The following is an 18,636-nucleotide window of genomic DNA, read 5'->3' as shown; positions in this document are numbered from 1 at the left end:
GTGCGAATTTCTGATCCATAAACGACACTAGAATCATAAACTTGCTAGTGTCCTGATCGAATCCGAAGTTCGCTCTGAGCTCGCTGCAAAGTATACGAACTTCGGATTCGGGACACTAGAATGCGAGAATTTGGTTAAGGGGCCTCATCTGTGAGCAACGCGCGCCCCGCCGCGGTCAGCTTCCATTCATGGGTGATCGGCCCGCAGGTCTCGCGGCTGTACCCATGCGCCGTCAGTACCGCATCGGGAATTTCCACAGGCTCCGCCTCGATCAGCCCACGCCGAAACAGGTCGGCGCATTCGGCCGGCGTGCAGGCGAACTCAGCGAAGCCCCAACGATCGTCGTTCCAGCCCGGTGCGGCCGCGAAAACGCGGTTGGTCAAGAGCGCGCGCAACAGATCGATCCCCGCCATGACTGTCCGCTTTACAGCAGGCCTCCCTCAATGCGATCGGGCGCAGGTCTGAACCCGCGCCCGACAGCCCCGCAAGGCAACGGCAGAAAAGTCAGGCTGCCTGCCACTGCGCCTTCGCGTCATTGGCCGCTTTGTTGAGGTGAACCTTCTGATCGACATGGTCCACCCAGCTCATCGGAATGAGATGATGCTTGCCATCCGGGGCATCATGCTTGGTCAGCTTGATCTCGTTGATACCTTCCAGATGGTCGACCGTGCCGATCTTCGCACCGTCGGAGGCGATCACGTCCATATGTTCCTTGATCTGGGAGGGGTGCACCGCTTGTGCCATGGCATGTTCCTTTTTCAGGGGATCACGAGGCGACAACGCGAGGAACCGCAACTCGTTCAGTCACGGCTCGCTGAAAAGTCGCGCGGGAACTTAGCCGACCATGGCGACTGATTGCGAGGGCGGGCGCCATAGTGCGAAGGCGACCTGCACGATGCCGGCGGTAAGGCCGAGCGAGACGCCGATCTGCCAGGCGAGCGTGTATGAACCGAGCGCGTCGTAAAGCAGTCCGCCGCCGAGCGCACCAAGGCAGCTTCCCATCTGGTGGCTGACGAAGGCGATGCCCTGGATCATCGGCTGCCAGCGCAAGCCAAACATTTCGGCAATTGCGCCGGCGGTAAGCGGACTGACACCCAGCCACAGAAATCCCATCACGGCTGCGAACAGCAGCGTCGTTGTCGGCGTCGGCGGCGCAACGAAATACAGCGACAGCACGATCGAACGCGAGATGTAGATGAGGCCCAGCAACGACAACTTGTTCCAGCGCTGGCCGGCCCAGCCGAAGAACAGGCTTCCCAGAATGTTGAACCCGCCGATCGTGCCGAGCGCCTGCGCGCTCAACATCGGATCCATTCCGCACAATGCCAGATACGACGGCAGATGCGTGGTCAGGAACACGAGCTGCATGCCGCAGACGAAATAGGCGCATGCCATCACCACGAACGGCAGATGCGTCGCGGCGGCACGCAGCGCCGTACCTACGGTGGCGTGACCGATCTCATGCGACGCGGCCGGCGGCAACGGAATCTTGTCGACCTTGCTGGCGAACCAGGCCGCGGGGATCATGCCGAGTGCGAGAACGACAAAGCCCCACGCGCCAACCCGCCAGCCGAACGCCTCGGCAAGCCCTTGGCCGAGAGGAGCAGCAATCAGCGCACCGATCGATCCGACTCCCGTGACGATACCGAGCACGATGCTGCGCACATGCGGCGGCACGGCACGCGAGGCAACCGAGTTCGCCAACGCCGAAGCCGTGCAAGACATCGAGATGCCGAGGCAGATGCCGGCGCCGACGATCACGGCAACGAGGCCTTGAGCGGTGGCCAACAGCACGAGTCCGATCACGTAGAGGGCGGCGCCGCCGACCATCAATGTGCGGTAGCCGTATTTCACCACCATCGCGCCCGCCACGGCCTGCAGTAAGCCCCAGGAGAGATTCTGGATCGCGATCGCGAGCGTGAAATCGGACATCGAGATGGCGAGATCGCGCGTGAGCTGCGGCGCCAACAACCCGAGACTCTGGCGCAAGCCAAGGCTCAGCGACAGCATCAGTGCCGCCCCCAGCAGGATCGGGTAGACGGGCCGGAGCGCGCGCAAATCTGCCATGCCGGGTTTCTCGGTTACTTAATATTTAATGGGCTGGGATCCGCTGTCCGGCCCCCTTGCCCCTTGTTCTCAGCGGCGTGCGCTTGATTACACTGATCTGTGTAACTACACTGAGATGCCGGTTCCGCCCTGTCAAGCGAATTACACAGGTCTGTTTACATGACAGCCATTCCATGACGGCAATCGTCAAGCACAGCATGCCGAAGCAGCCGATGAAGGAGCGGATCCTCGATACCGCCGAACGGCTGTTCTATGGCGCAGGCATTCGCGCCACCGGAGTCGACACCATCGCCGCCGAGGTCGGCATCTCCAAGCGCACGCTCTACAACCATTTTCCGTCCAAGGATGCGCTGGTCGCCGCCTATCTAAAGCGCGGCTTCCTCACGCAGCACCCTTCCCAGCGTCCGCCACTCGAACAGATCCTGCGCGCCTTCGATCGGCTCGAAAAGGGATTCGAGGATAAGGATTTCCGCGGCTGCCGTTTCGTCAACGCGGTCGCAGAACTTGGTGATGACGATCGTGCGGCACGAAAAATCGCCATCGATTACAAGGAAGGCCGACGCCACTGGTTTCGCGAGCGCCTGGTTGCGATCGGCGTGAACGATCCGGATCAACTGGCGACGCAGCTTGCGATGCTGGTCGACGGTGCGATTGCGATGGCGATGGTGCGGGGCGATCCGTCGATGGCGCGCGCAGCAGCGAGCGCTGCGCGGGTGCTGCTGGCCGACGCCGGTGTCGACCTCAGCGAGCAAGCGCAGAAGACGGCTCGGCCGCCGGCAAAGGCGTGAACGTTTCTGTTTCACAACCTTCGACAATCGCCGACAGCCGCCACTCGCTGATCTTGCGATCCTTGAAATAGAACGTGTAATGCTGGCGCTTGCTCGCGTCGTCATTGCGGATGCACATTGCCCACTCCGCGAGGTAGCCGCCGCGCACGCGATGAACGCGCGACATCTCCGGATTGCCCGACATTTTCAAGCCGGCATAGGCATCGCGGATCGCCTTGTAGGCTGCGCGCATGTCGCTCTGGTCCGGCGGAGGATCGGCCACGGGCTCACCGATCCCGGAAAAGGAGCAGGCGGAGACCAGCAAGGCGACAGACACGACTGGAAGCAGGCGGGGAAGCATTCGGGCAGGTGATGCAGGTGATACGATCGACGCGACTGCAAACGATCATGCTTCGGCGCTAAATCCAACTCACATTGAAATGAACATCAGACGTCCGCGACGTTAACGTCAGCATTACTTTGCAACAATCTCGTGCCCGCAAAACCAAGAGAGACCGGCGTCATGAAGTCAGTGGTGCCATGAAGCCAGGGCGCTTTTGGGTTTGACGTTCGTACGCCGAACACGTGGCAATGCTGATACGAACGTCAAACCCTGTTGCCGGACCAACCGCAGCGCTTCATCGCCGATCCTTCGAACGAATCCGACGCCGCGCGGCGATCGTAGACACATTGCGAAATATTACCGTCCGGCAAATCGGCGGTGCCGATGGCTCTTGCCGCCACCATGCGTGAAGCGCAGCCCGGCTTCACGGCCGTTTGCTGCAAGCGAAATGTGAATGTGCTTCGCGCGGGCATAATCGGTCGAATAGCCGCCCGGCCAGTCGCGGAGCTGCGCGTAGACGCATGACGGATTGCCACGCATGTCCACCGCCTCGCCCGTAGCGTGGAGACTCATCCGGCCGGTGCCGCGGATGCGCGTGTGCCGGACTGCTGAAATCACATGAGCACCGGAGCAGACCGACTGGATCTGCGCGACTTTGGCCGCCAGAGCCGGCACGATGCCCGCCATCGACCGGTTCGCCCGTCCGCGGCTTTCGCGTTCGACCGGAGCATTGGCCGGCGCATAGGCCAATGCCTGTTCGCGCACCTGCGGCTCGAGAGCCGCGCGCCTTTGCATCGTCCTGTCGGCTCTTGGCGCTACGGAGCCGCTGACCGGCGCCTCGCAAGAGAACGAAATGTTGCATTCGGGAGCCAAGACCGGAGCACGCGGGCGCGCCTGGACAGTGGCAAGAGGAAGGGAGGAAAAAAACGCGCACGCAAGCACGCATACTCGAACAGACCGCATTCAAAAATCTCCGATCGTAGGAATGTGCTGCTGTGGGGTGCAGACGCGCCGCACAACAGCGGAGCGCGGTTCAACAGCCGATCGGAACCATTTCGCGGCCTAAATGCGGCAGCATGGGCCTATGCGTCCGACATGTAACCTGGCCGTTAACGTCGTCACAATGGAGCAGCAGTTAGCAGACTGCCGCAGCCAGATACCGAATGGCGGCAACACCCGCACGATGCACGACGCGACCGTCATTGCCGGCGGCAATCGCCGCGCCGCTTCGGCGATGACGACGCCTGACCATTATATGTCGTACGACATATAAATTAGCCGCATGTAACCCGCGCATGGGCCCGCCTGCATTTTCGGCTGGCGCAGGGGGTGGCGGACCGCTAAGCCCGTAGCTGGGCGCGCTTTTCAAGCCGCAGCGAGAGCAAACGACATGCACGGAACGGCAACCGATCCGCTGGTCTACCCTCACCCCGTTACGCCGAAACCCGGCGAACTGACGGAGGTTGCGCCCGGCATCCTGTGGCTGCGGCTGGCGCTGCCGTTTCAACTCAATCACGTGAACATCTACCTGATCGCGCATGACGGCGGCTGGGCCGCTGTCGACACCGGCATTGGCACCGATCAGACCAAGGCGGCATGGGACGAGGTGCTGGCAGGCCCCTTGAAGGGCACGAAGATCACGCGCCTGATCGTCACGCATTCGCATCCCGACCATATTGGGCTCGCCGGCTGGCTCGCCGAGCGCTTCAAGGCGCCGCTGACGATGACCCAGGCGGAATACTTTCACGGCCTGTTTCATCAGACCCGCCGCACCGAGATCCAGGTACAGGATCAGGCGGAGTTTTACCGAATCCACGGCATCGGCGAGGAAGGCGTCAGCGCCCTGCTTGGACGCGGCTCGAACTACCTGACGCGCACCACCGGATTGCCGCCGTCGTTCTTTCGCGCGATCGACGGCGACACGCTGACCGTCGGCGCGCGCAGCTTCGAGGTGTTCACGGGCGGCGGCCACGCGCTTGAGCAGATGATGCTGTTGTCGCGGGCCGACAAGCTGTTCCTCTCCGCCGATCAGGTCTTGAGCAAGATTTCCCCGAACGTCAGCGTCTGGGCGATGGAGCCGGAAGCCAACTCGCTCGGCCTCTACATGACGTCGTTGCGGCGGCTCGCCCGCGACATTCCCGATGACGTGCTGGTGCTGCCTGGTCACGGCGTACCGTTCTATGGCTTGAAGATCCGCATCCAGCAGCTGCTCGATCATCACGTCGAACGCTGCGGCATGATCGCCAAGGCTGCAAAGGACAAGCCGCTGACCGCTTCCGACATGGTGCCGCTGATCTTTCATCGCCCGCTTGATGCACATCAAGCTGGCTTCGCCACCGGCGAGGTAATCGCGCACGTCAACTACATGCTGTCGCGGGGCGAACTGATCAAGGAAACGCAGAAGGACGGCATTATGCGTTTCAAGGCCGCGTGAGACGGTCTTTTTGGCCTCGACAGCAAGACTGGAACCAATCTAAAAAGCCTTCCAAGGTGGCGGCCGCGCTCGCCCCTGCGCAGGGTTTCGAGTGATGAATTACGACAGCTTTTTCGCCAAGGCGCTGGCGCGCCTGCATGACGAGCGACGATACCGCGTCTTTGCAGATCTGGAGCGGATCGCCGGGCGCTTTCCGCATGCCATGTGGCATTCGCCCAAGGGCAAGCGCGACGTGGTGATCTGGTGCTCCAACGACTATCTCGGCATGGGCCAGCATCCGAAGGTGGTCGGCGCCATGGTCGAAACCGCGACCCGGATCGGTACCGGCGCCGGCGGTACCCGCAACATCGCCGGCACCCATCATCCATTGGTGCAGCTGGAACACGAACTCGCCGACCTGCACGGCAAACAGGCCGCGCTGCTGTTCACGTCGGGCTACGTGTCGAACCAGACCGGCATTGCGACCATCGCCAAGCTGCTGCCGAACTGCCTGATCCTGTCGGACGCGCTGAACCACAACTCGATGATCGAGGGCATTCGCCAGGCCGGCTGCGAATACGTCATCTTCCGCCACAACGACGCCGAGCATCTCGAAGAACTACTGCGCGCCGCCGATCCGGCGCGGCCGAAGCTGATCGCCTGCGAAAGCCTTTATTCCATGGACGGCGACATTGCGCCGCTGGCGCAGTTCTGCGACCTCGCCGACCGCTATGGCGCCATGACCTATGTCGACGAAGTCCACGCCGTCGGCATGTACGGGCCGCGCGGCGGTGGCATCACCGAGCGTGACGGCGTTGCGCAGCGGATCGACGTCATCGAAGGAACGCTGGCCAAGGCCTTCGGCTGCCTCGGCGGCTATATCGCCGGCAAGGCGGACGTAATCGACGCTGTGCGCTCCTACGCGCCTGGTTTCATCTTCACCACCGCGCTGCCGCCTCCGATCTGCGCCGCGGCCGCCGCTGCGATCCGCCACCTGAAATCCTCCAACTGGGAGCGCGAGCGACACCAGGACCGCGCCGCACGCGTCAAGTCGGTGCTTGCCGCCGCCGGTCTGCCGGTGATGTTAAACCAGACGCACATCGTGCCGGTGTTCGTCGGCGATCCGGAGCGCTGCAAACAGGCGAGCGACCTGCTGCTCGAGGAACACGGCATCTACATTCAGCCGATCAACTATCCGACGGTCGCCAAGGGAACCGAGCGGCTGCGTATCACCCCCTCGCCCTATCATGACGATGGGCTGATCGATGGGCTCGCCGAAGCCCTGGTTGACGTCTGGGACGAGCTCGGCCTGCCGCTGAAAGCCAAGCCGCTCGCCGCGGAGTAAGCGTACCCGATCCGTGGATCGCCCGCCCGGCACGCCTTGTTCCCTTCCCGGCCACGGGTCGCCTCCCCGGCCTCCTCAGGGCATGCCGAACCGGGAACAAGCCCCGGCTGGAAGGCGCAGCGGGTAACCACGCCGCAATAGACTTGCGAAAATCCGTTCGCTCGCAAGGTCATCAAGCGCTAACGTCACCCCTGTCAGGTGAGACGGCCCGCTAACGCGAGGAACCGCGGCCAATGCTTCCACACTGGGTCGTGATCGTCGCCGCTTTCGGCTACATCGGCCTCCTGTTCGCGATCGCGAGCTACGGCGACCGCGTGTCCGGCGAACCGCGCAGCCGTGCGGGCGTGCTGATCTATCCGCTGTCGCTGGCGATCTACTGCACGTCCTGGACGTTCTTTGGCTCGGTCGGCCTCGCGAGCCGGAACGGAATCGAGTTCCTCGCGATCTATGCCGGCCCGGTTTTGATGGTCGGCCTTGGCACGCCGCTGCTCATGCGCGTGGTGCGCCTCGCCAAGACGCACAACATCACCTCGATCGCCGACTTCATTGCCGCGCGTTACGGCAAGAGTCAGGCGGTCGCGGCAACCGTTGCCATGATCGCGCTGATCGGCTCGATCCCCTATATCGCCCTGCAATTGAAGGCCGTTGCTTCGTCGCTGGAAACGGTCATGGGCACGCCGGGCGCGGTGCAGCCGGTGATCGGCGACATGGCGCTGATCGTAACCTTTGCGATGGCGATGTTCGCGGTGCTGTTCGGCACGCGCCATACCGATGCGACCGAGCACCAGAACGGCCTGATCCTCGCAATCGCGACCGAATCCATCGTCAAGCTGTTCGCGTTCCTCGCCGTCGGTGCATTCGTGACCTTCTGGATGTTCAGCCCGGTCGAATTGCTGCAGCGGGCGACCGAGAGCGCGGAAGCACGGCAAGCGCTGGAGTACGCGCCCTCCTGGGGCAATTTCGCGGTGATGACGCTGCTCGCATTCTTTGCGATTCTGCTTCTGCCGCGCCAGTTTCACGTCAGTGTGGTGGAAAACACCAGCGACATCGAAGTGCGACGCGCACGCTGGCTGTTTCCGATCTACCTGATCGCGATCAATCTGTTCGTCATTCCGATCGCGCTCGCAGGCCTGATCGTGTTTCCGACGGGCGGTGTGGACAGCGACATGTTTGTGCTGGCGCTGCCGCTTGCGGGCGGCTCGCCGCTGCTGACGGTGGCAGTGTTCATCGGCGGCCTGTCGGCTGCGACCGCAATGGTGATCGTTGAATGCGTGGCGCTGGCGATCATGGTGTCCAACCACATCGTCATGCCGCTGGTGCTGCAGCGGAGCACCGCATCGCCTGCCGACAGCCAGAATGTCGGCAGCCTCCTGTTGAAGATCCGGCGCGTCGCGATCTTCGGCATCCTGCTGCTCGCCTATTTCTACTATCGCCAGTCCGGCGTCGCACAGCTCGCCTCCATCGGACTGCTCTCGTTCGCCGCCGTTGCCCAGTTCGCCCCCGCCTTTTTCGGCGGCCTGTTCTGGCGCAGGGGCACCGCGCTTGGCGCACTGGCCGGCATGATCATCGGCTTCCTGGTCTGGGCCTATACGCTGTTCCTGCCGAGCTTCGCCGACGCAGCGCTGATCGGCGCCGAGGTGCTGACGCAAGGCCCGTTTGGAATCGCCGCGCTCAAGCCGCAGGCGCTGTTCGGCCTCGACCTGCCGCCGCTGATGCATGGCGTGTTCTGGAGCCTGATGCTCAACGTCATCGCCTATGTGGTCGTGTCACTGGCGCGGCAGCCGACCTCGATCGAGCACCTGCAAGCCGATTTGTTCGTGCCACCGCGGCTCGCTCCGGCGGCGCCGAACTTCCGCCGCTGGCGCAGCACCGTCACGGTCGAGGACCTGATGAATACGGTCGGGCAATATCTCGGCCCCGACCGCACGCGAGCGTCGTTCGAAGCGTTCGCGAACGCCAACCGCATCGCCCTCGAACGCGGCACGCCGGCGGATTTCCAGTTGCTGCGGCATGCCGAACATCTGATCGCGTCGGCGATCGGCGTTGCTTCCGCCCGTCTTGTGCTGTCGCTGTTGCTGCGCAAGCGGACGGTCTCCGGCAAGGCCGCGCTGAAGCTGCTCGACGACGCGCATGCGGCGCTGCATTACAATCAGGAAATCCTGCAGACCGCGCTCAATCACGTCCGCCAGGGCATCGCCGTCTTCAACAGCGAGCATCAGCTGATCTGCTCCAACCGCCAGTTCGGCGAGATTCTCGATCTGCCGCCGCGCATTCTGGAAGTCGGCATCACGCTCGAAGAGATCCTCGAGACCATCAAGCCGAAAGTGACGCATCAGCCAGGCGACGACGCCAGCTTCGTTGCAACCCGTGTCGCCGCCTACACCACCGAAGGCATGCCGCATCTGGAGCGCTTCGCCGACCGCAATCTCGTCGTCGAAGTGCGCGCCAACCGGATGCCGGACGGTGTCGTCGTCACGTTTTCCGACATCACCCAGAGCGTCGAGGCCGCCGAGGCGCTGGAACGGGCAAATGCGACGCTCGAGCGGCGGGTGCATGAGCGGACCGAAGAGCTGACGCGGCTGAACTCCGAGCTCGCCCGCGCCAAGGGCGAGGCCGACGCGGCCAACCTGTCGAAAACGCGGTTCCTCGCCGCCGCCGGCCATGACCTGCTGCAACCCTTGAACGCTGCACGGCTCTATGTGACGAGCCTCGTCGAACGCCAGATCGGCGGCGAGGATGCACGACTCGTCGCCAACATCGACGGCTCGCTCGAGCAGATCGAGCAGTTGCTTGGCGCGCTGCTCGACATCTCGCGGCTCGATGCGGGAGCATTGAAGCCGTCGCTGACAAGCTTCCGAGTCTCGGACGTGCTGCGCACGCTTCGCGTCGAGTTCGCGCCGATTGCCCGGGCCAAGGGCCTGGAACTGACCTTCGTTCTGTCGTCGCAGCCGATCCATTCCGACAAGACGATGCTGCTGCGGCTGCTGCAGAACCTGGTTTCCAACGCGATCAAGTATACGCCGAAGGGAAAGGTGCTGGTCGGCTGCCGCCGCCGGGGCCAGTCGTTGCAGATCGACGTCTACGACACCGGCATCGGCATTCCGGTCAGCAAGCGCAAGGAGATCTTCAAGGAATTTCACCGCCTCGATCAAGGCGCGCGGATCGCCCGTGGCCTGGGGCTCGGCCTCTCCATCGTGCAGCGCATGGCGCGCGTGCTCGGTCACGGATTGGCACTGGACTCCAACCGTAGCGGCGGATCGCATTTCTCGGTCACTGTGCCCACGACCGAGATCGTGACGCACGCGAGCACCATCGCCAACGTGATCTCCGCATCGCGCACTCCGCTGCAGGGCGCGCTGATCGTGGTGATCGAGAACGAGCCGGCGATCCTCGACGGCATGCGCACGCTCATCACCGGCTGGGGCGCCGACGTGATCGCACTGCCAGATGCCGTCTCAGCCATGCAGGCGATCCAGCGCGACGGACGCACGCCGACCGGCCTCGTCGTCGACTATCATCTCGATCGCGGGCACGGCATCGCCGCCATCGGCGATTTGCGTGAGAAGTATGGCGCAGACATCCCCGCCATTCTGATCACCGCCGATCGCAGCCCGAAGGTGCGGGAAGCAGCGCGCGCGGCGCAAATCAGCTTGCTGAACAAGCCGGTGAAGCCGGCCTCGTTGCGCGCGATCATCGGCCAGTGGTGCAAGCAGCGGCTGGTAGCCGCGGAATGAACTGTGCGGCGGCGGCGTTCGCCCGATCGTGTTGTCTGCGAAAGCTGTCCGCTCGCTTTACCTAACTTCAACCAAACTCGCGCAGCTTGAGTGAGGTCGCGATCCTGCTCGCGGCCACGGCGTGGTGTGACGGCACTGCGCGCTCTTTGTCCGATTGAGGACAGTTCCATGGTTCCATGGAGAATGCCGATGCGCTCGAGCATATCTGCCGCGGTCGCGATTTTTCTATTCGTCGGTCCGGCAGTTGCTGCGCAGAACTTCCAGACCTGCGTCGCCAACCTGCGCGATCAGGCAGTGAAGGCGGGCGTCAGCCCTTCGCTCGCGTCGCGCGCACTCAATATCAGCCGGCCGGATGAAAACGTCCTGCGCTTGTCGCAGGCGCAGCCGGAAGGCAAGATTCCGATCTGGGACTATTTGAGCTTTGTTGTCGACGACCAGCGCGTCGCCGACGGCCGCGCCATGATGCGCAAATACGACACCGAGCTCCGGGCCATCGAGCGGCGCTTCGGCGTCGACCGCCATGTGATTGCTGCTATCTGGGGCGTGGAAACCGACTACGGCCGCCAAGCCGGTGACAGCTTTCTGCCGCATGCGCTGGCGACGCTCACCTGTGAGGGCGGACGGCGCGCGCCGTTCTGGCGCGGCGAACTTCTGGCCGCACTCAGCCTGGTCGAACGCGGCGACATCGAACTCGACAAGCTGAAAGGATCGTGGGCCGGCGCGTTCGGTCACACGCAGTTCATCCCGTCCACCTACCGGCGACGCGCCATCGATTTCGATGGCGATGGAAAGCGCGACCTCGTCGGTTCGGTGGCCGACGCATTGGCATCGACCGCGAACTATCTGCATCGCGCCGGCTGGCGCAAAGGCCGCTGGATGGTCGAAGCCAAGGTGCCGGCCGACTATCGCGGGCCGTCAGGACGAAAGCGGAAGGGCACGCTCGACGCGTGGGCGCGGCGCGGCGTTCTGCGCGCCGATGGCACAAAACTGTCGGGCGGCACCAAGGCGGCGTTGTTGCTTCCGGCAGGTCCGCGAGGGCCCGGCTTTCTTGTCTTCCGCAACTTCGATGCGATCTACGCCTACAATCATCACGAGTCTTACGCTCTCGCCATCTCATACCTGGCGAACAGGCTCGCCGGCGAGCCCGCGCTGCGGACGCCGTGGCCGACCGATGATCGGGGGCTTTCCCGCGCCGAGCGCATGCAGTTGCAGAAGCTGCTGCGCGACAGAGGCTACGACGTCGGTGAGGCCGACGGGAGGATCGGCCCCGCAACGCGCGAGGCGATCGCCAGCGCGGAGAAGAAGCTCGGCATGCAGCCGACAGGCCGCGCGGGTGAGAAGATCCTTCGCGCGCTCGGCGGCAATCCCTAGCGGCGGACGCAGAGCCGCGGTGTAACCGCAAGCCGAACGAGATGTTCTGACTGTACTACTGGGTCGCCGACGGCACCTCGTCGCGCCGCCATTGGTGACCGGCAATCCGCGCCGCGACGATCACCGCCTGCGTGCGGCTTTCCACGTTGAGCTTCTGCAGGATCGCTGAGACGTGCGCCTTGATGGTCGCTTCCGAGACTTTCAGCTCGTAGGCGATCTGCTTGTTGAGCAATCCTTCCGACAGCATCATCAGCACACGCACCTGCTGCGGCGTCAGCGTCACCAGCCGGTCTCGCAAGCGCTGTGCATCCGGATCGGCGGCGCCGGACAGATCGACGTCCGCCGGCACCCAGACATCACCGGCCAGCACCTTGCTGATCGCCTCGCGCAGCGTTTCGACGCCGAAGCGCTTGGGAATGAAGCCCGAGGCGCCGAAATCCATCGAGCGGCGGATCGTTTCCGCGTCGTCGCTCGCCGACACGATCACCACCGGCACGGCGGGATATTGCGTGCGCAGGTAAATCAGTCCGGAGAATCCGCTGACGCCCGGCATCGACAGATCGAGCAGCACCATGTCGATCTCGCTGTCCTGCTCCAGTCGTCTCGTCAATTCGTCGAATGAACCGGCTTCCTCGATCGTCGCCGATGCAACGACATTCGCCACCGTGCCCCGCAAAGCATCGCGGAACAGCGGATGGTCGTCGGCGATGATCAGGCGGGTACGGGAGGTCATATGCCTTGTGGGTCTATGAAGTTGAAGCATTTTTCAGGGTGCACCAGTATCCAACTAACCTGCAATTGTTCACGCCGATGCCGTTCTTGCAAGCGGAACGGGGGAGCTGGCTACAACTAAAGTTAGCGTCGCGTGGATTGTGCATCGCACCTTCAAAGGGGTTGGTTGCGCCGCGTGAAGCCAAAAGTCGTATTGGGGCGTGTTTCACGGCGATGTTACTTTTTCCATCGGGTCACGGCGCAGGCGGAAGATTCGCTGAATCGTCGGCATATCAACAGAACCCATGGGGAGGATAATGGCCGCGACAACCACGACAGCTGAAGTGTCCCGTCGGGGACAAGGCATGACGAAGGACGAACGTTTCGTCGTCGTCGCATCGTCGCTCGGCACCGTTTTCGAATGGTACGATTTCTACCTCTATGGATCGCTTGCCGCGATCATCGGCGCGCAGTTCTTTAGCGCCTATCCGCCTGGCACGCGCGACATCTTCGCACTGCTTGCCTTCGCCGCCGGGTTCCTGGTCCGTCCCTTCGGCGCGATCGTGTTCGGGCGTGTCGGTGACCTGGTCGGCCGCAAATACACCTTTCTCGTCACCATCGTCATCATGGGCCTGTCGACCTTCATCGTCGGCCTGCTGCCGAACGCGGCCACCATCGGAATTGCGGCGCCGATCATCCTGATCGTGCTGCGACTGGCGCAAGGTCTCGCCCTCGGTGGCGAATATGGCGGTGCCGCAACCTACGTGGCCGAGCATTCCCCGCCCGGCCGGCGCGGCTACTACACGTCTTACATCCAGACCACCGCCACACTCGGATTGTTCCTGTCGCTGCTGATCATCCTGTTCACCCGCACCATCACCGGCGAGGACGCGTTCCGCGAATGGGGCTGGCGCATTCCATTCCTGCTGTCGATCATCCTGCTCGGCATCTCGGTCGTGATCCGGCTGAAGCTGAACGAGTCGCCGGTGTTCCAGAAGATGAAGGAAGAGGGCAAAGGCTCGAGTGCGCCGCTGACGGAATCCTTCGCCCGATGGGGCAACGCCAAGATCGTGCTGCTCGCCCTTCTGGGCGGCGTGATGGGTCAGGGCGTGGTCTGGTACACTGGCCAGTTCTACGCGCTGTTCTTCCTGCAATCGATCCTGAAGGTCGACATCTATACGTCGAACCTGCTGATCGCCTGGTCGCTATTGCTCGGCACCGGCTTCTTCATCGTGTTCGGCGCGCTCTCCGACAGGATCGGCCGCAAACCGATCATCATGGCGGGCTGTCTGATCGCGGCGCTCACCTTCATCCCGATCTTCAAGATGATCACGAGCAACGCCAACCCGGCGCTGAACAATGCCATCGAGAACGTGAAGGTTCAGGTCGTTGCCGACCCGAAGGGCTGCGGCGATCTGTTCAACCCGGTCGGCACGCGCGTGTTTAGCGCGCCGTGCGATCTTGCACGCGCCTTCCTGTCCCAGTCGTCGGTGAAGTACGAGACGGTGGCCGGGCCCGCGGGCTCGCCGACCAAGATCGTCATCAACGGCAAGGAGGTGCCTTACACCAACGCGGCAACGTCAAATGCACCGGCGCTTGCGGCGTTGCAGGAGGCCGGTTACCCGAAAACGGGCGACCCAAGTATCGTCAAGATGGACCACCCGCTGGACGTCTTCAAACCCAATGTCGCCGCCATCATCGGCCTGCTGTTCGTGCTCGTCGTCTATGTGACGATGGTCTACGGCCCGATCGCAGCGATGCTGGTCGAACTCTTCCCGACCAGGATCCGCTACACCTCGATGTCGCTGCCATACCACATCGGCAACGGCTGGTTTGGCGGCCTGCTGCCGGCGACCGCGTTCGCGATCGTGGCATCGACCGGCGATATCTACGCCGGCCTCTGGTACCCGATCATTTTTGCGGTGGCGACGTTCATCATCGGCACGATTTTCCTGCCCGAGACGAAGGACGTCGACATCACCAAGTGATCGCCGTTTCGGCCGCGCTTCGCCGGCCATCTCTCAGACGACCGACCGGCCGGGAGCAATCCCGGCCGGTCTGCTTCAGGTGAGCTCGAATGGCTTTGCGAGGCTAAATGGACAAGCTCCGCTACATCTCGCTGCACACGATCGGCGCAGCGGTCTTCATCTTCGTCCTGAATTTCTTCATCCTCGGCACCGGCCTGCAGACCGCGGTGATCTGGGCTATCGGCTTTGCCGCGTTCGCATTCTTGCTCGCGCGTCAGCACACCCGCCGCTAGCCCGGCGCGGCGCGATCATTTCCACCGCCACTGGTCCGATTACTGCTCACGCTCGCGCGAGATGATGCGCGCGCCGGAAGCAGGACACTAGCCGCGCGATCCCATCGCCTGCATGACGATCTCACGCCGGTGCGGCCGTTGCCGATGCTCGATCAGGTAGATTCCCTGCCACGTGCCGAGCGCCAGCCGACCGTCGATCACCGGCACTTGCAGCGACGTTGCCGTGAGCATGGTGCGGATGTGCGCGGGCATGTCGTCCGGCCCTTCCGCGTCGTGAACCCAGTTGCCGTCGCGCGGGGCCAGGCGATGCAACAGCCGAAGAAGATCGGTCTGCACGTCGGGATCAGCATTCTCCTGGATTGTCAGCGATGCGGATGTATGCCGGATAAAAAGCGTGAGCATGCCGGAGACGATTCCGGACTCAGCAATGAACTGCCGCGCCTCTTCGGAAAAGTCGACGAAGCCCTCGCCACTCGTGTCGATCGTCAGGACCGACGAAACCGCCGTATCGATGTGCGAGACGATCGGTTGCGATCGGGTGAGCCGGTCAGATCTTCTCGGAGACATCCCGCTGCACCCGGCTCGCCATCTCGATCAGCCGCTTCCACGCGCGCTCGAGAAACGACACGACACGCTCGACGTCCTGATCATCGGGCAGCTGCAATTCGAAGCGGTTGGTCTTGCCGGCCTCGCGCGCGACGCCCTTGTTCTGCTGATCTTCCTTCGCCAGCGGCGCGTCGATCTTCGGCGAGGACGGGATGGCCTCGCGCTTCTCGAGCTCCTCCTTCAGCTTCATGCGCTCGGCATCGAGCCGCAGATGCGCCTCCTTCAGCGCGGCGATATCGCGGTCGAAGCGCGCCTGCTCGTCCTTGAACTTTGCGAGACCATCCTTGAGATCGGCATTCTCGCGGGCGAGCTTGCCGATCTCGGCATCCAGCGCCGCCCGCTCGTCGGGCACAGCGTAGCAGGACCAGCCGGCAACGCGATTATGACAGCTCGCAATGGCGCCGGTGCGGGTGTCGAGCCGCAGCACCCCGTCGACCGTCGGGGAGAAGGCATAACGGCCGTTCTCGGAGTCCGGCGTCGATTGCGCGAAAGCGGCGTGCGGCGCAGCCGCCCCCACGAGCGCAGCGACAGCGACGTATCGCAGATGCTTCATCATGGCGAATCCTCCGCCGAAGGTTGTCTTGATCCGGCACATATAAGCGCTACACGGAGCCCTGATAGGGTTTGCGGCCCGATCGCAAGACGTCGCCCAGAAGTTCGATGCGGTCCTGCCCCCAGAACACTTCGCCGTCGAGCACGTAACCGGGCGAACCGAACACGCCGATCGCAATCGCATCCTGTCGGTTCTGCTCGTAGATCGTCGCAATCTCCGGCGATAATGCGGCTGAAATCAGTTTCTCGCCCGGCAGGCCCGCCTTGCCGGCGACATCCGCGACCGTTGCGGCATCCCCAAGGTCGAGTTGATCTTCCCAAACTCCCTTGAACATGCGTCGCATGAAGGGCTCGGGATCGAGGCCCGCCACGTTGGCCGCGATGACGACGCCGTCGGCCAGCTTCGGATCGAACGGCCAGTGCTGCGGCTGGAGATGAAAGTTCAGTCCGCGCTTCTCGCGCCAGCGCTGCAGCTCCATCATCCGGTAGCGCTGACGCGCAGGATGCCGCTTGGCGAGCGGCAGGCCACCGGTCTCCGCGAACAGTTCGCCAAGGAACACCGGCTTGTAGACGACTTTGCAGCCATGGCTCCCGGCCAGGTCCTGAAACACCGCGTGGCCGATATAGGCCCACGGCGACGCCGCGGAAAAATAGTAGTCGATCTGCCGTGCCATGTTCGCTTCTCGCTTCGGTGGTTGCCGGTGCATCCCAACAGAGGGCCGTCTGCCGTGCAAGCAGCGGCAAATGCTGCGAGCACCATTGATGGCGGATCCCGGATCGTGGTGCAAAAAATGCCTGTGACCAACCATCGCGGCACCCCGCCGAGACGTGCAGAAGAGCAGCAAAATCAGCTATTTGTTGTGCATCACCGATCCTTGACTTGCGCATACGCGGTCAGTATGGTCCGCGCGGCTTTTGAGGGTGGCGGAGCTTTTTTCTATTCGGGCCAACGGTTTAGTACGGGTGTCAGCAGAATGGTGGACACGCGGAACGATGAACCTGGCAAGAAAAGATCGGGCGACCAACCGCCGGCCGATGAAGCCGCGCTCTCCGCAAGGCTGACCGATCTGGATCAACGACTTTCCCATCTCCGGAAAGACCGCGATTTCGAGAAGAGCCAGGCCGGAGCCGAGGGACAGTCCGCACGGGCCAGAGCATCCGCCATGGCCGTGGGCCTGCGTCTCTCCTCCGAACTGGTTGCAGGCGTCTTCGTTGGAGCGCTCATTGGTTGGGGTTTCGACCGCTTCCTGTCGACGTCTCCCTGGGGACTGATCGTGTTCCTGATGCTGGGCTTCACCGCCGGCGTGATGAACGTGATGCGCTCAGCGGGCGTGATGGCGAAGCAGTCCGAGCGTCTGAAAGAGCCCCCGCCCGAGTGACAAGTTTTCCTGCCGGGCAAGCCGGCGCGCGAGACGAACCTGCGGCCGAGATACTGACACATGGCATCCGATCCGACCCATCAGTTTGAAATCCACAAGCTGTTTTCGCTCGGCCATATCGGCGGACAGGAGATCGCCTTCACCAACTCGTCGGCCTACATGCTGGCCGCAGTCGGCGTCGTGTCCTTGTTGATGCTTGGCGGCAGCGCCGGCAAGCAGCTGATCCCGAGCCGCTTCCAGTCGCTCGCGGAACTCTCCTATGAGTTCATCGCCGACACGGTGCGCAGTAATGCCGGCGAGCAGGGAATGAAGTTCTTCCCGCTGGTGTTCACGCTGTTCATGTTCATCATCACGGCGAACATGATCGGCATCATACCGTACACATTCACCGTCACCAGCCACCTGATCGTCACGCTATCCCTGGCGCTGATCGTGTTCATCACGATGATCGTCTACGGCTTCTACAAGAACGGGCTGAAATTCTTCAGGCTGTTCGTGCCGAGCGGCATCCCGATCTATATCCTGCCGCTGATCGTGTTCATCGAGGTGCTGTCGTTCTTCTCCCGTCCGATCTCGCACTCGGTGCGTCTGTTCGCGAACATCCTGGCCGGCCACATCACGCTGAAGGTTTTTGCCGGCCTCGTCACCATGGTCGGCGCCATGGGTTTCGTCGGCTGGATCGGCGCAATCATTCCGCTAGGGCTGACGGTGGCGCTGACCGCGCTCGAAGTGCTGGTCGCGTTCCTGCAGGCCTACGTGTTCGCCATCCTGACCTGCATCTACCTCAACGACGCCATTCATCCCGGGCATTGAGCCCTCAAACCCTTCCTCAAATCGACCAATCCAAACAGGAGCAAAAAATGGATCCAGTCGCAGCAAAGTACATCGGCGCCGGCATCGCGGCGATCGGCCTGGCTGGCGCAGGTATCGGCGTCGGTAGCATCTTCGCCAGCTATCTCGCGGCCGCGATCCGCAATCCGTCGGCTGCACAGGCTCAGTTCGGCAACCTGATCTTCGGCTTCGCCGTGACGGAAGCGCTCGGCATCTTCTCGCTGCTGATCGCGCTGTTGCTGCTGTTCGCTCTCTGA

The 18,636-nt window shown here is 63.0% G+C and carries 19 protein-coding genes; 10 read left to right on the top strand and 9 right to left on the bottom strand.

Annotated elements, in window-relative coordinates; translation table 11 throughout:
- Nucleotides 1-134 precede the first annotated feature (134 nt).
- The 3 genes from RCO31_RS22055 to RCO31_RS22045 all read right to left on the bottom strand — a co-directional run bounded on the left by RCO31_RS22055 (nucleotide 135) and on the right by RCO31_RS22045 (nucleotide 2,067).
- Nucleotides 135-413, bottom strand: a complete 279-nt coding sequence (locus RCO31_RS22055; RefSeq protein ID WP_308970652.1) for a hypothetical protein — start codon at nucleotides 411-413, stop codon at nucleotides 135-137.
- A gap of 91 nt (nucleotides 414-504) precedes the next feature.
- Complete coding sequence (locus RCO31_RS22050; protein WP_308970651.1) at nucleotides 505-744, bottom strand: DUF2171 domain-containing protein; 240 nt, start codon at nucleotides 742-744, stop codon at nucleotides 505-507.
- A 90-nt stretch (nucleotides 745-834) separates the two neighbouring features.
- A complete protein-coding gene (locus RCO31_RS22045; RefSeq protein ID WP_308970650.1) occupies nucleotides 835-2,067 on the bottom strand; it encodes an MFS transporter in 1,233 nt (410 codons plus the stop codon).
- An 83-nt stretch (nucleotides 2,068-2,150) separates the two neighbouring features.
- Between RCO31_RS22045 and RCO31_RS22040 the strand changes: the two genes are divergently transcribed.
- Nucleotides 2,151-2,855 (top strand): TetR/AcrR family transcriptional regulator, encoded by a 705-nt coding sequence (locus RCO31_RS22040; RefSeq protein ID WP_374991520.1) that lies wholly within the window; start codon nucleotides 2,151-2,153, stop codon nucleotides 2,853-2,855.
- Here the strand turns inward: RCO31_RS22040 and RCO31_RS22035 are convergent.
- Nucleotides 2,809-3,117, bottom strand: coding sequence for a hypothetical protein (locus RCO31_RS22035; RefSeq protein WP_308970649.1), 309 nt, complete (start codon nucleotides 3,115-3,117; stop codon nucleotides 2,809-2,811). The genes RCO31_RS22040 and RCO31_RS22035 overlap by 47 nt on opposite strands.
- Before the next feature lie 417 nt (nucleotides 3,118-3,534).
- On the bottom strand, nucleotides 3,535-3,972 hold the full coding sequence (locus RCO31_RS22030) for a hypothetical protein (protein WP_308970648.1): 438 nt from the start codon (nucleotides 3,970-3,972) through the stop codon (nucleotides 3,535-3,537).
- 595 nt (nucleotides 3,973-4,567) lie between these two features.
- Between RCO31_RS22030 and RCO31_RS22025 the strand changes: the two genes are divergently transcribed.
- The 4 genes from RCO31_RS22025 to RCO31_RS22010 all read left to right on the top strand — a co-directional run bounded on the left by RCO31_RS22025 (nucleotide 4,568) and on the right by RCO31_RS22010 (nucleotide 12,040).
- Nucleotides 4,568-5,611 carry an MBL fold metallo-hydrolase gene (locus tag RCO31_RS22025; RefSeq protein WP_308970647.1) on the top strand — a complete coding sequence of 348 codons (1,044 nt, stop codon included), beginning with the start codon at nucleotides 4,568-4,570 and terminating at the stop codon, nucleotides 5,609-5,611.
- 94 nt (nucleotides 5,612-5,705) lie between these two features.
- Nucleotides 5,706-6,935, top strand: a complete 1,230-nt coding sequence (gene hemA / locus RCO31_RS22020; protein WP_308970646.1) for a 5-aminolevulinate synthase — start codon at nucleotides 5,706-5,708, stop codon at nucleotides 6,933-6,935.
- 233 nt (nucleotides 6,936-7,168) lie between these two features.
- Entirely contained in the window at nucleotides 7,169-10,669 is a 3,501-nt protein-coding gene (locus tag RCO31_RS22015) for a hybrid sensor histidine kinase/response regulator (RefSeq protein ID WP_308970645.1), read from the top strand.
- A gap of 189 nt (nucleotides 10,670-10,858) precedes the next feature.
- Complete coding sequence (locus RCO31_RS22010; RefSeq protein ID WP_308970644.1) at nucleotides 10,859-12,040, top strand: lytic murein transglycosylase; 1,182 nt, start codon at nucleotides 10,859-10,861, stop codon at nucleotides 12,038-12,040.
- A gap of 55 nt (nucleotides 12,041-12,095) precedes the next feature.
- Here the strand turns inward: RCO31_RS22010 and RCO31_RS22005 are convergent, their stop codons facing one another.
- The gene (locus tag RCO31_RS22005) at nucleotides 12,096-12,773 is read right to left on the bottom strand and encodes a response regulator transcription factor (protein WP_308970643.1); all 678 of its coding nucleotides are present in this window, start codon (nucleotides 12,771-12,773) and stop codon (nucleotides 12,096-12,098) included.
- Nucleotides 12,774-13,068: 295 nt separating this feature from the next.
- On the opposite strand from RCO31_RS22005, the gene RCO31_RS22000 reads away from it, so the two are divergent.
- Together RCO31_RS22000 and RCO31_RS21995 are read left to right on the top strand one after the other, a co-directional pair.
- Nucleotides 13,069-14,739 (top strand): MFS transporter, encoded by a 1,671-nt coding sequence (locus tag RCO31_RS22000; protein ID WP_374991519.1) that lies wholly within the window; start codon nucleotides 13,069-13,071, stop codon nucleotides 14,737-14,739.
- Nucleotides 14,740-14,846: 107 nt separating this feature from the next.
- Nucleotides 14,847-15,011: a hypothetical protein gene (locus RCO31_RS21995; RefSeq protein ID WP_308970641.1), complete on the top strand. Its 165-nt coding sequence runs from the start codon at nucleotides 14,847-14,849 to the stop codon at nucleotides 15,009-15,011.
- 87 nt (nucleotides 15,012-15,098) lie between these two features.
- Here the strand turns inward: RCO31_RS21995 and RCO31_RS21990 are convergent, their stop codons facing one another.
- The 3 genes from RCO31_RS21990 to RCO31_RS21980 are packed head-to-tail and all read right to left on the bottom strand — an operon-like array spanning nucleotide 15,099 to nucleotide 16,843.
- On the bottom strand, nucleotides 15,099-15,578 hold the full coding sequence (locus RCO31_RS21990) for a secondary thiamine-phosphate synthase enzyme YjbQ (RefSeq protein ID WP_308970640.1): 480 nt from the start codon (nucleotides 15,576-15,578) through the stop codon (nucleotides 15,099-15,101).
- The gene (locus RCO31_RS21985) at nucleotides 15,559-16,173 is read right to left on the bottom strand and encodes a hypothetical protein (RefSeq protein WP_308970639.1); all 615 of its coding nucleotides are present in this window, start codon (nucleotides 16,171-16,173) and stop codon (nucleotides 15,559-15,561) included. The genes RCO31_RS21990 and RCO31_RS21985 overlap by 20 nt, the downstream gene beginning before the upstream one ends.
- Nucleotides 16,174-16,219: 46 nt before the next feature.
- Complete coding sequence (locus RCO31_RS21980) at nucleotides 16,220-16,843, bottom strand: 2-hydroxychromene-2-carboxylate isomerase (RefSeq protein WP_308970638.1); 624 nt, start codon at nucleotides 16,841-16,843, stop codon at nucleotides 16,220-16,222.
- Between the two features lie 300 nt (nucleotides 16,844-17,143).
- On the opposite strand from RCO31_RS21980, the gene RCO31_RS21975 reads away from it, so the two are divergent.
- The 3 genes from RCO31_RS21975 to RCO31_RS21965 are packed head-to-tail and all read left to right on the top strand — an operon-like array spanning nucleotide 17,144 to nucleotide 18,636.
- Nucleotides 17,144-17,548 carry an AtpZ/AtpI family protein gene (locus RCO31_RS21975; RefSeq protein WP_308970658.1) on the top strand — a complete coding sequence of 135 codons (405 nt, stop codon included), beginning with the start codon at nucleotides 17,144-17,146 and terminating at the stop codon, nucleotides 17,546-17,548.
- A gap of 60 nt (nucleotides 17,549-17,608) precedes the next feature.
- Complete coding sequence (locus RCO31_RS21970; protein ID WP_308970637.1) at nucleotides 17,609-18,361, top strand: F0F1 ATP synthase subunit A; 753 nt, start codon at nucleotides 17,609-17,611, stop codon at nucleotides 18,359-18,361.
- Nucleotides 18,362-18,408: 47 nt separating this feature from the next.
- A complete protein-coding gene (locus RCO31_RS21965) occupies nucleotides 18,409-18,636 on the top strand; it encodes a F0F1 ATP synthase subunit C (protein WP_308970636.1) in 228 nt (75 codons plus the stop codon).

The organism is Bradyrhizobium sp. LHD-71 (genome assembly GCF_031157255.1).
Lineage (GTDB): Bacteria > Pseudomonadota > Alphaproteobacteria > Rhizobiales > Xanthobacteraceae > P52-10.
This window is presented reverse-complemented; position numbering and strand designations above follow the sequence as displayed.

Excerpts from the sequence above, each read along its gene's own strand:
- RCO31_RS22055 (WP_308970652.1), bottom strand. The coding sequence starts at position 413 with ATGGCGGGGATCGATCTGTTGCGCGCGCTCTTGACCAACCGCGTTTTC.
- RCO31_RS22050 (WP_308970651.1), bottom strand. The coding sequence starts at position 744 with ATGGCACAAGCGGTGCACCCCTCCCAGATCAAGGAACATATGGACGTG.
- RCO31_RS22045 (WP_308970650.1), bottom strand. The coding sequence starts at position 2,067 with ATGGCAGATTTGCGCGCGCTCCGGCCCGTCTACCCGATCCTGCTGGGG.
- RCO31_RS22030 (WP_308970648.1), bottom strand. The coding sequence starts at position 3,972 with ATGCAAAGGCGCGCGGCTCTCGAGCCGCAGGTGCGCGAACAGGCATTG.
- RCO31_RS22025 (WP_308970647.1), top strand. The coding sequence starts at position 4,568 with ATGCACGGAACGGCAACCGATCCGCTGGTCTACCCTCACCCCGTTACG.
- hemA (WP_308970646.1), top strand. The coding sequence starts at position 5,706 with ATGAATTACGACAGCTTTTTCGCCAAGGCGCTGGCGCGCCTGCATGAC.
- RCO31_RS22015 (WP_308970645.1), top strand. The coding sequence starts at position 7,169 with ATGCTTCCACACTGGGTCGTGATCGTCGCCGCTTTCGGCTACATCGGC.
- RCO31_RS22010 (WP_308970644.1), top strand. The coding sequence starts at position 10,859 with ATGCGCTCGAGCATATCTGCCGCGGTCGCGATTTTTCTATTCGTCGGT.
- RCO31_RS22005 (WP_308970643.1), bottom strand. The coding sequence starts at position 12,773 with ATGACCTCCCGTACCCGCCTGATCATCGCCGACGACCATCCGCTGTTC.
- RCO31_RS22000 (WP_374991519.1), top strand. The coding sequence starts at position 13,069 with ATGGCCGCGACAACCACGACAGCTGAAGTGTCCCGTCGGGGACAAGGC.
- RCO31_RS21995 (WP_308970641.1), top strand. The coding sequence starts at position 14,847 with ATGGACAAGCTCCGCTACATCTCGCTGCACACGATCGGCGCAGCGGTC.
- RCO31_RS21990 (WP_308970640.1), bottom strand. The coding sequence starts at position 15,578 with ATGTCTCCGAGAAGATCTGACCGGCTCACCCGATCGCAACCGATCGTC.
- RCO31_RS21985 (WP_308970639.1), bottom strand. The coding sequence starts at position 16,173 with ATGATGAAGCATCTGCGATACGTCGCTGTCGCTGCGCTCGTGGGGGCG.
- RCO31_RS21980 (WP_308970638.1), bottom strand. The coding sequence starts at position 16,843 with ATGGCACGGCAGATCGACTACTATTTTTCCGCGGCGTCGCCGTGGGCC.
- RCO31_RS21975 (WP_308970658.1), top strand. The coding sequence starts at position 17,144 with ATGGTGGACACGCGGAACGATGAACCTGGCAAGAAAAGATCGGGCGAC.
- RCO31_RS21970 (WP_308970637.1), top strand. The coding sequence starts at position 17,609 with ATGGCATCCGATCCGACCCATCAGTTTGAAATCCACAAGCTGTTTTCG.
- RCO31_RS21965 (WP_308970636.1), top strand. The coding sequence starts at position 18,409 with ATGGATCCAGTCGCAGCAAAGTACATCGGCGCCGGCATCGCGGCGATC.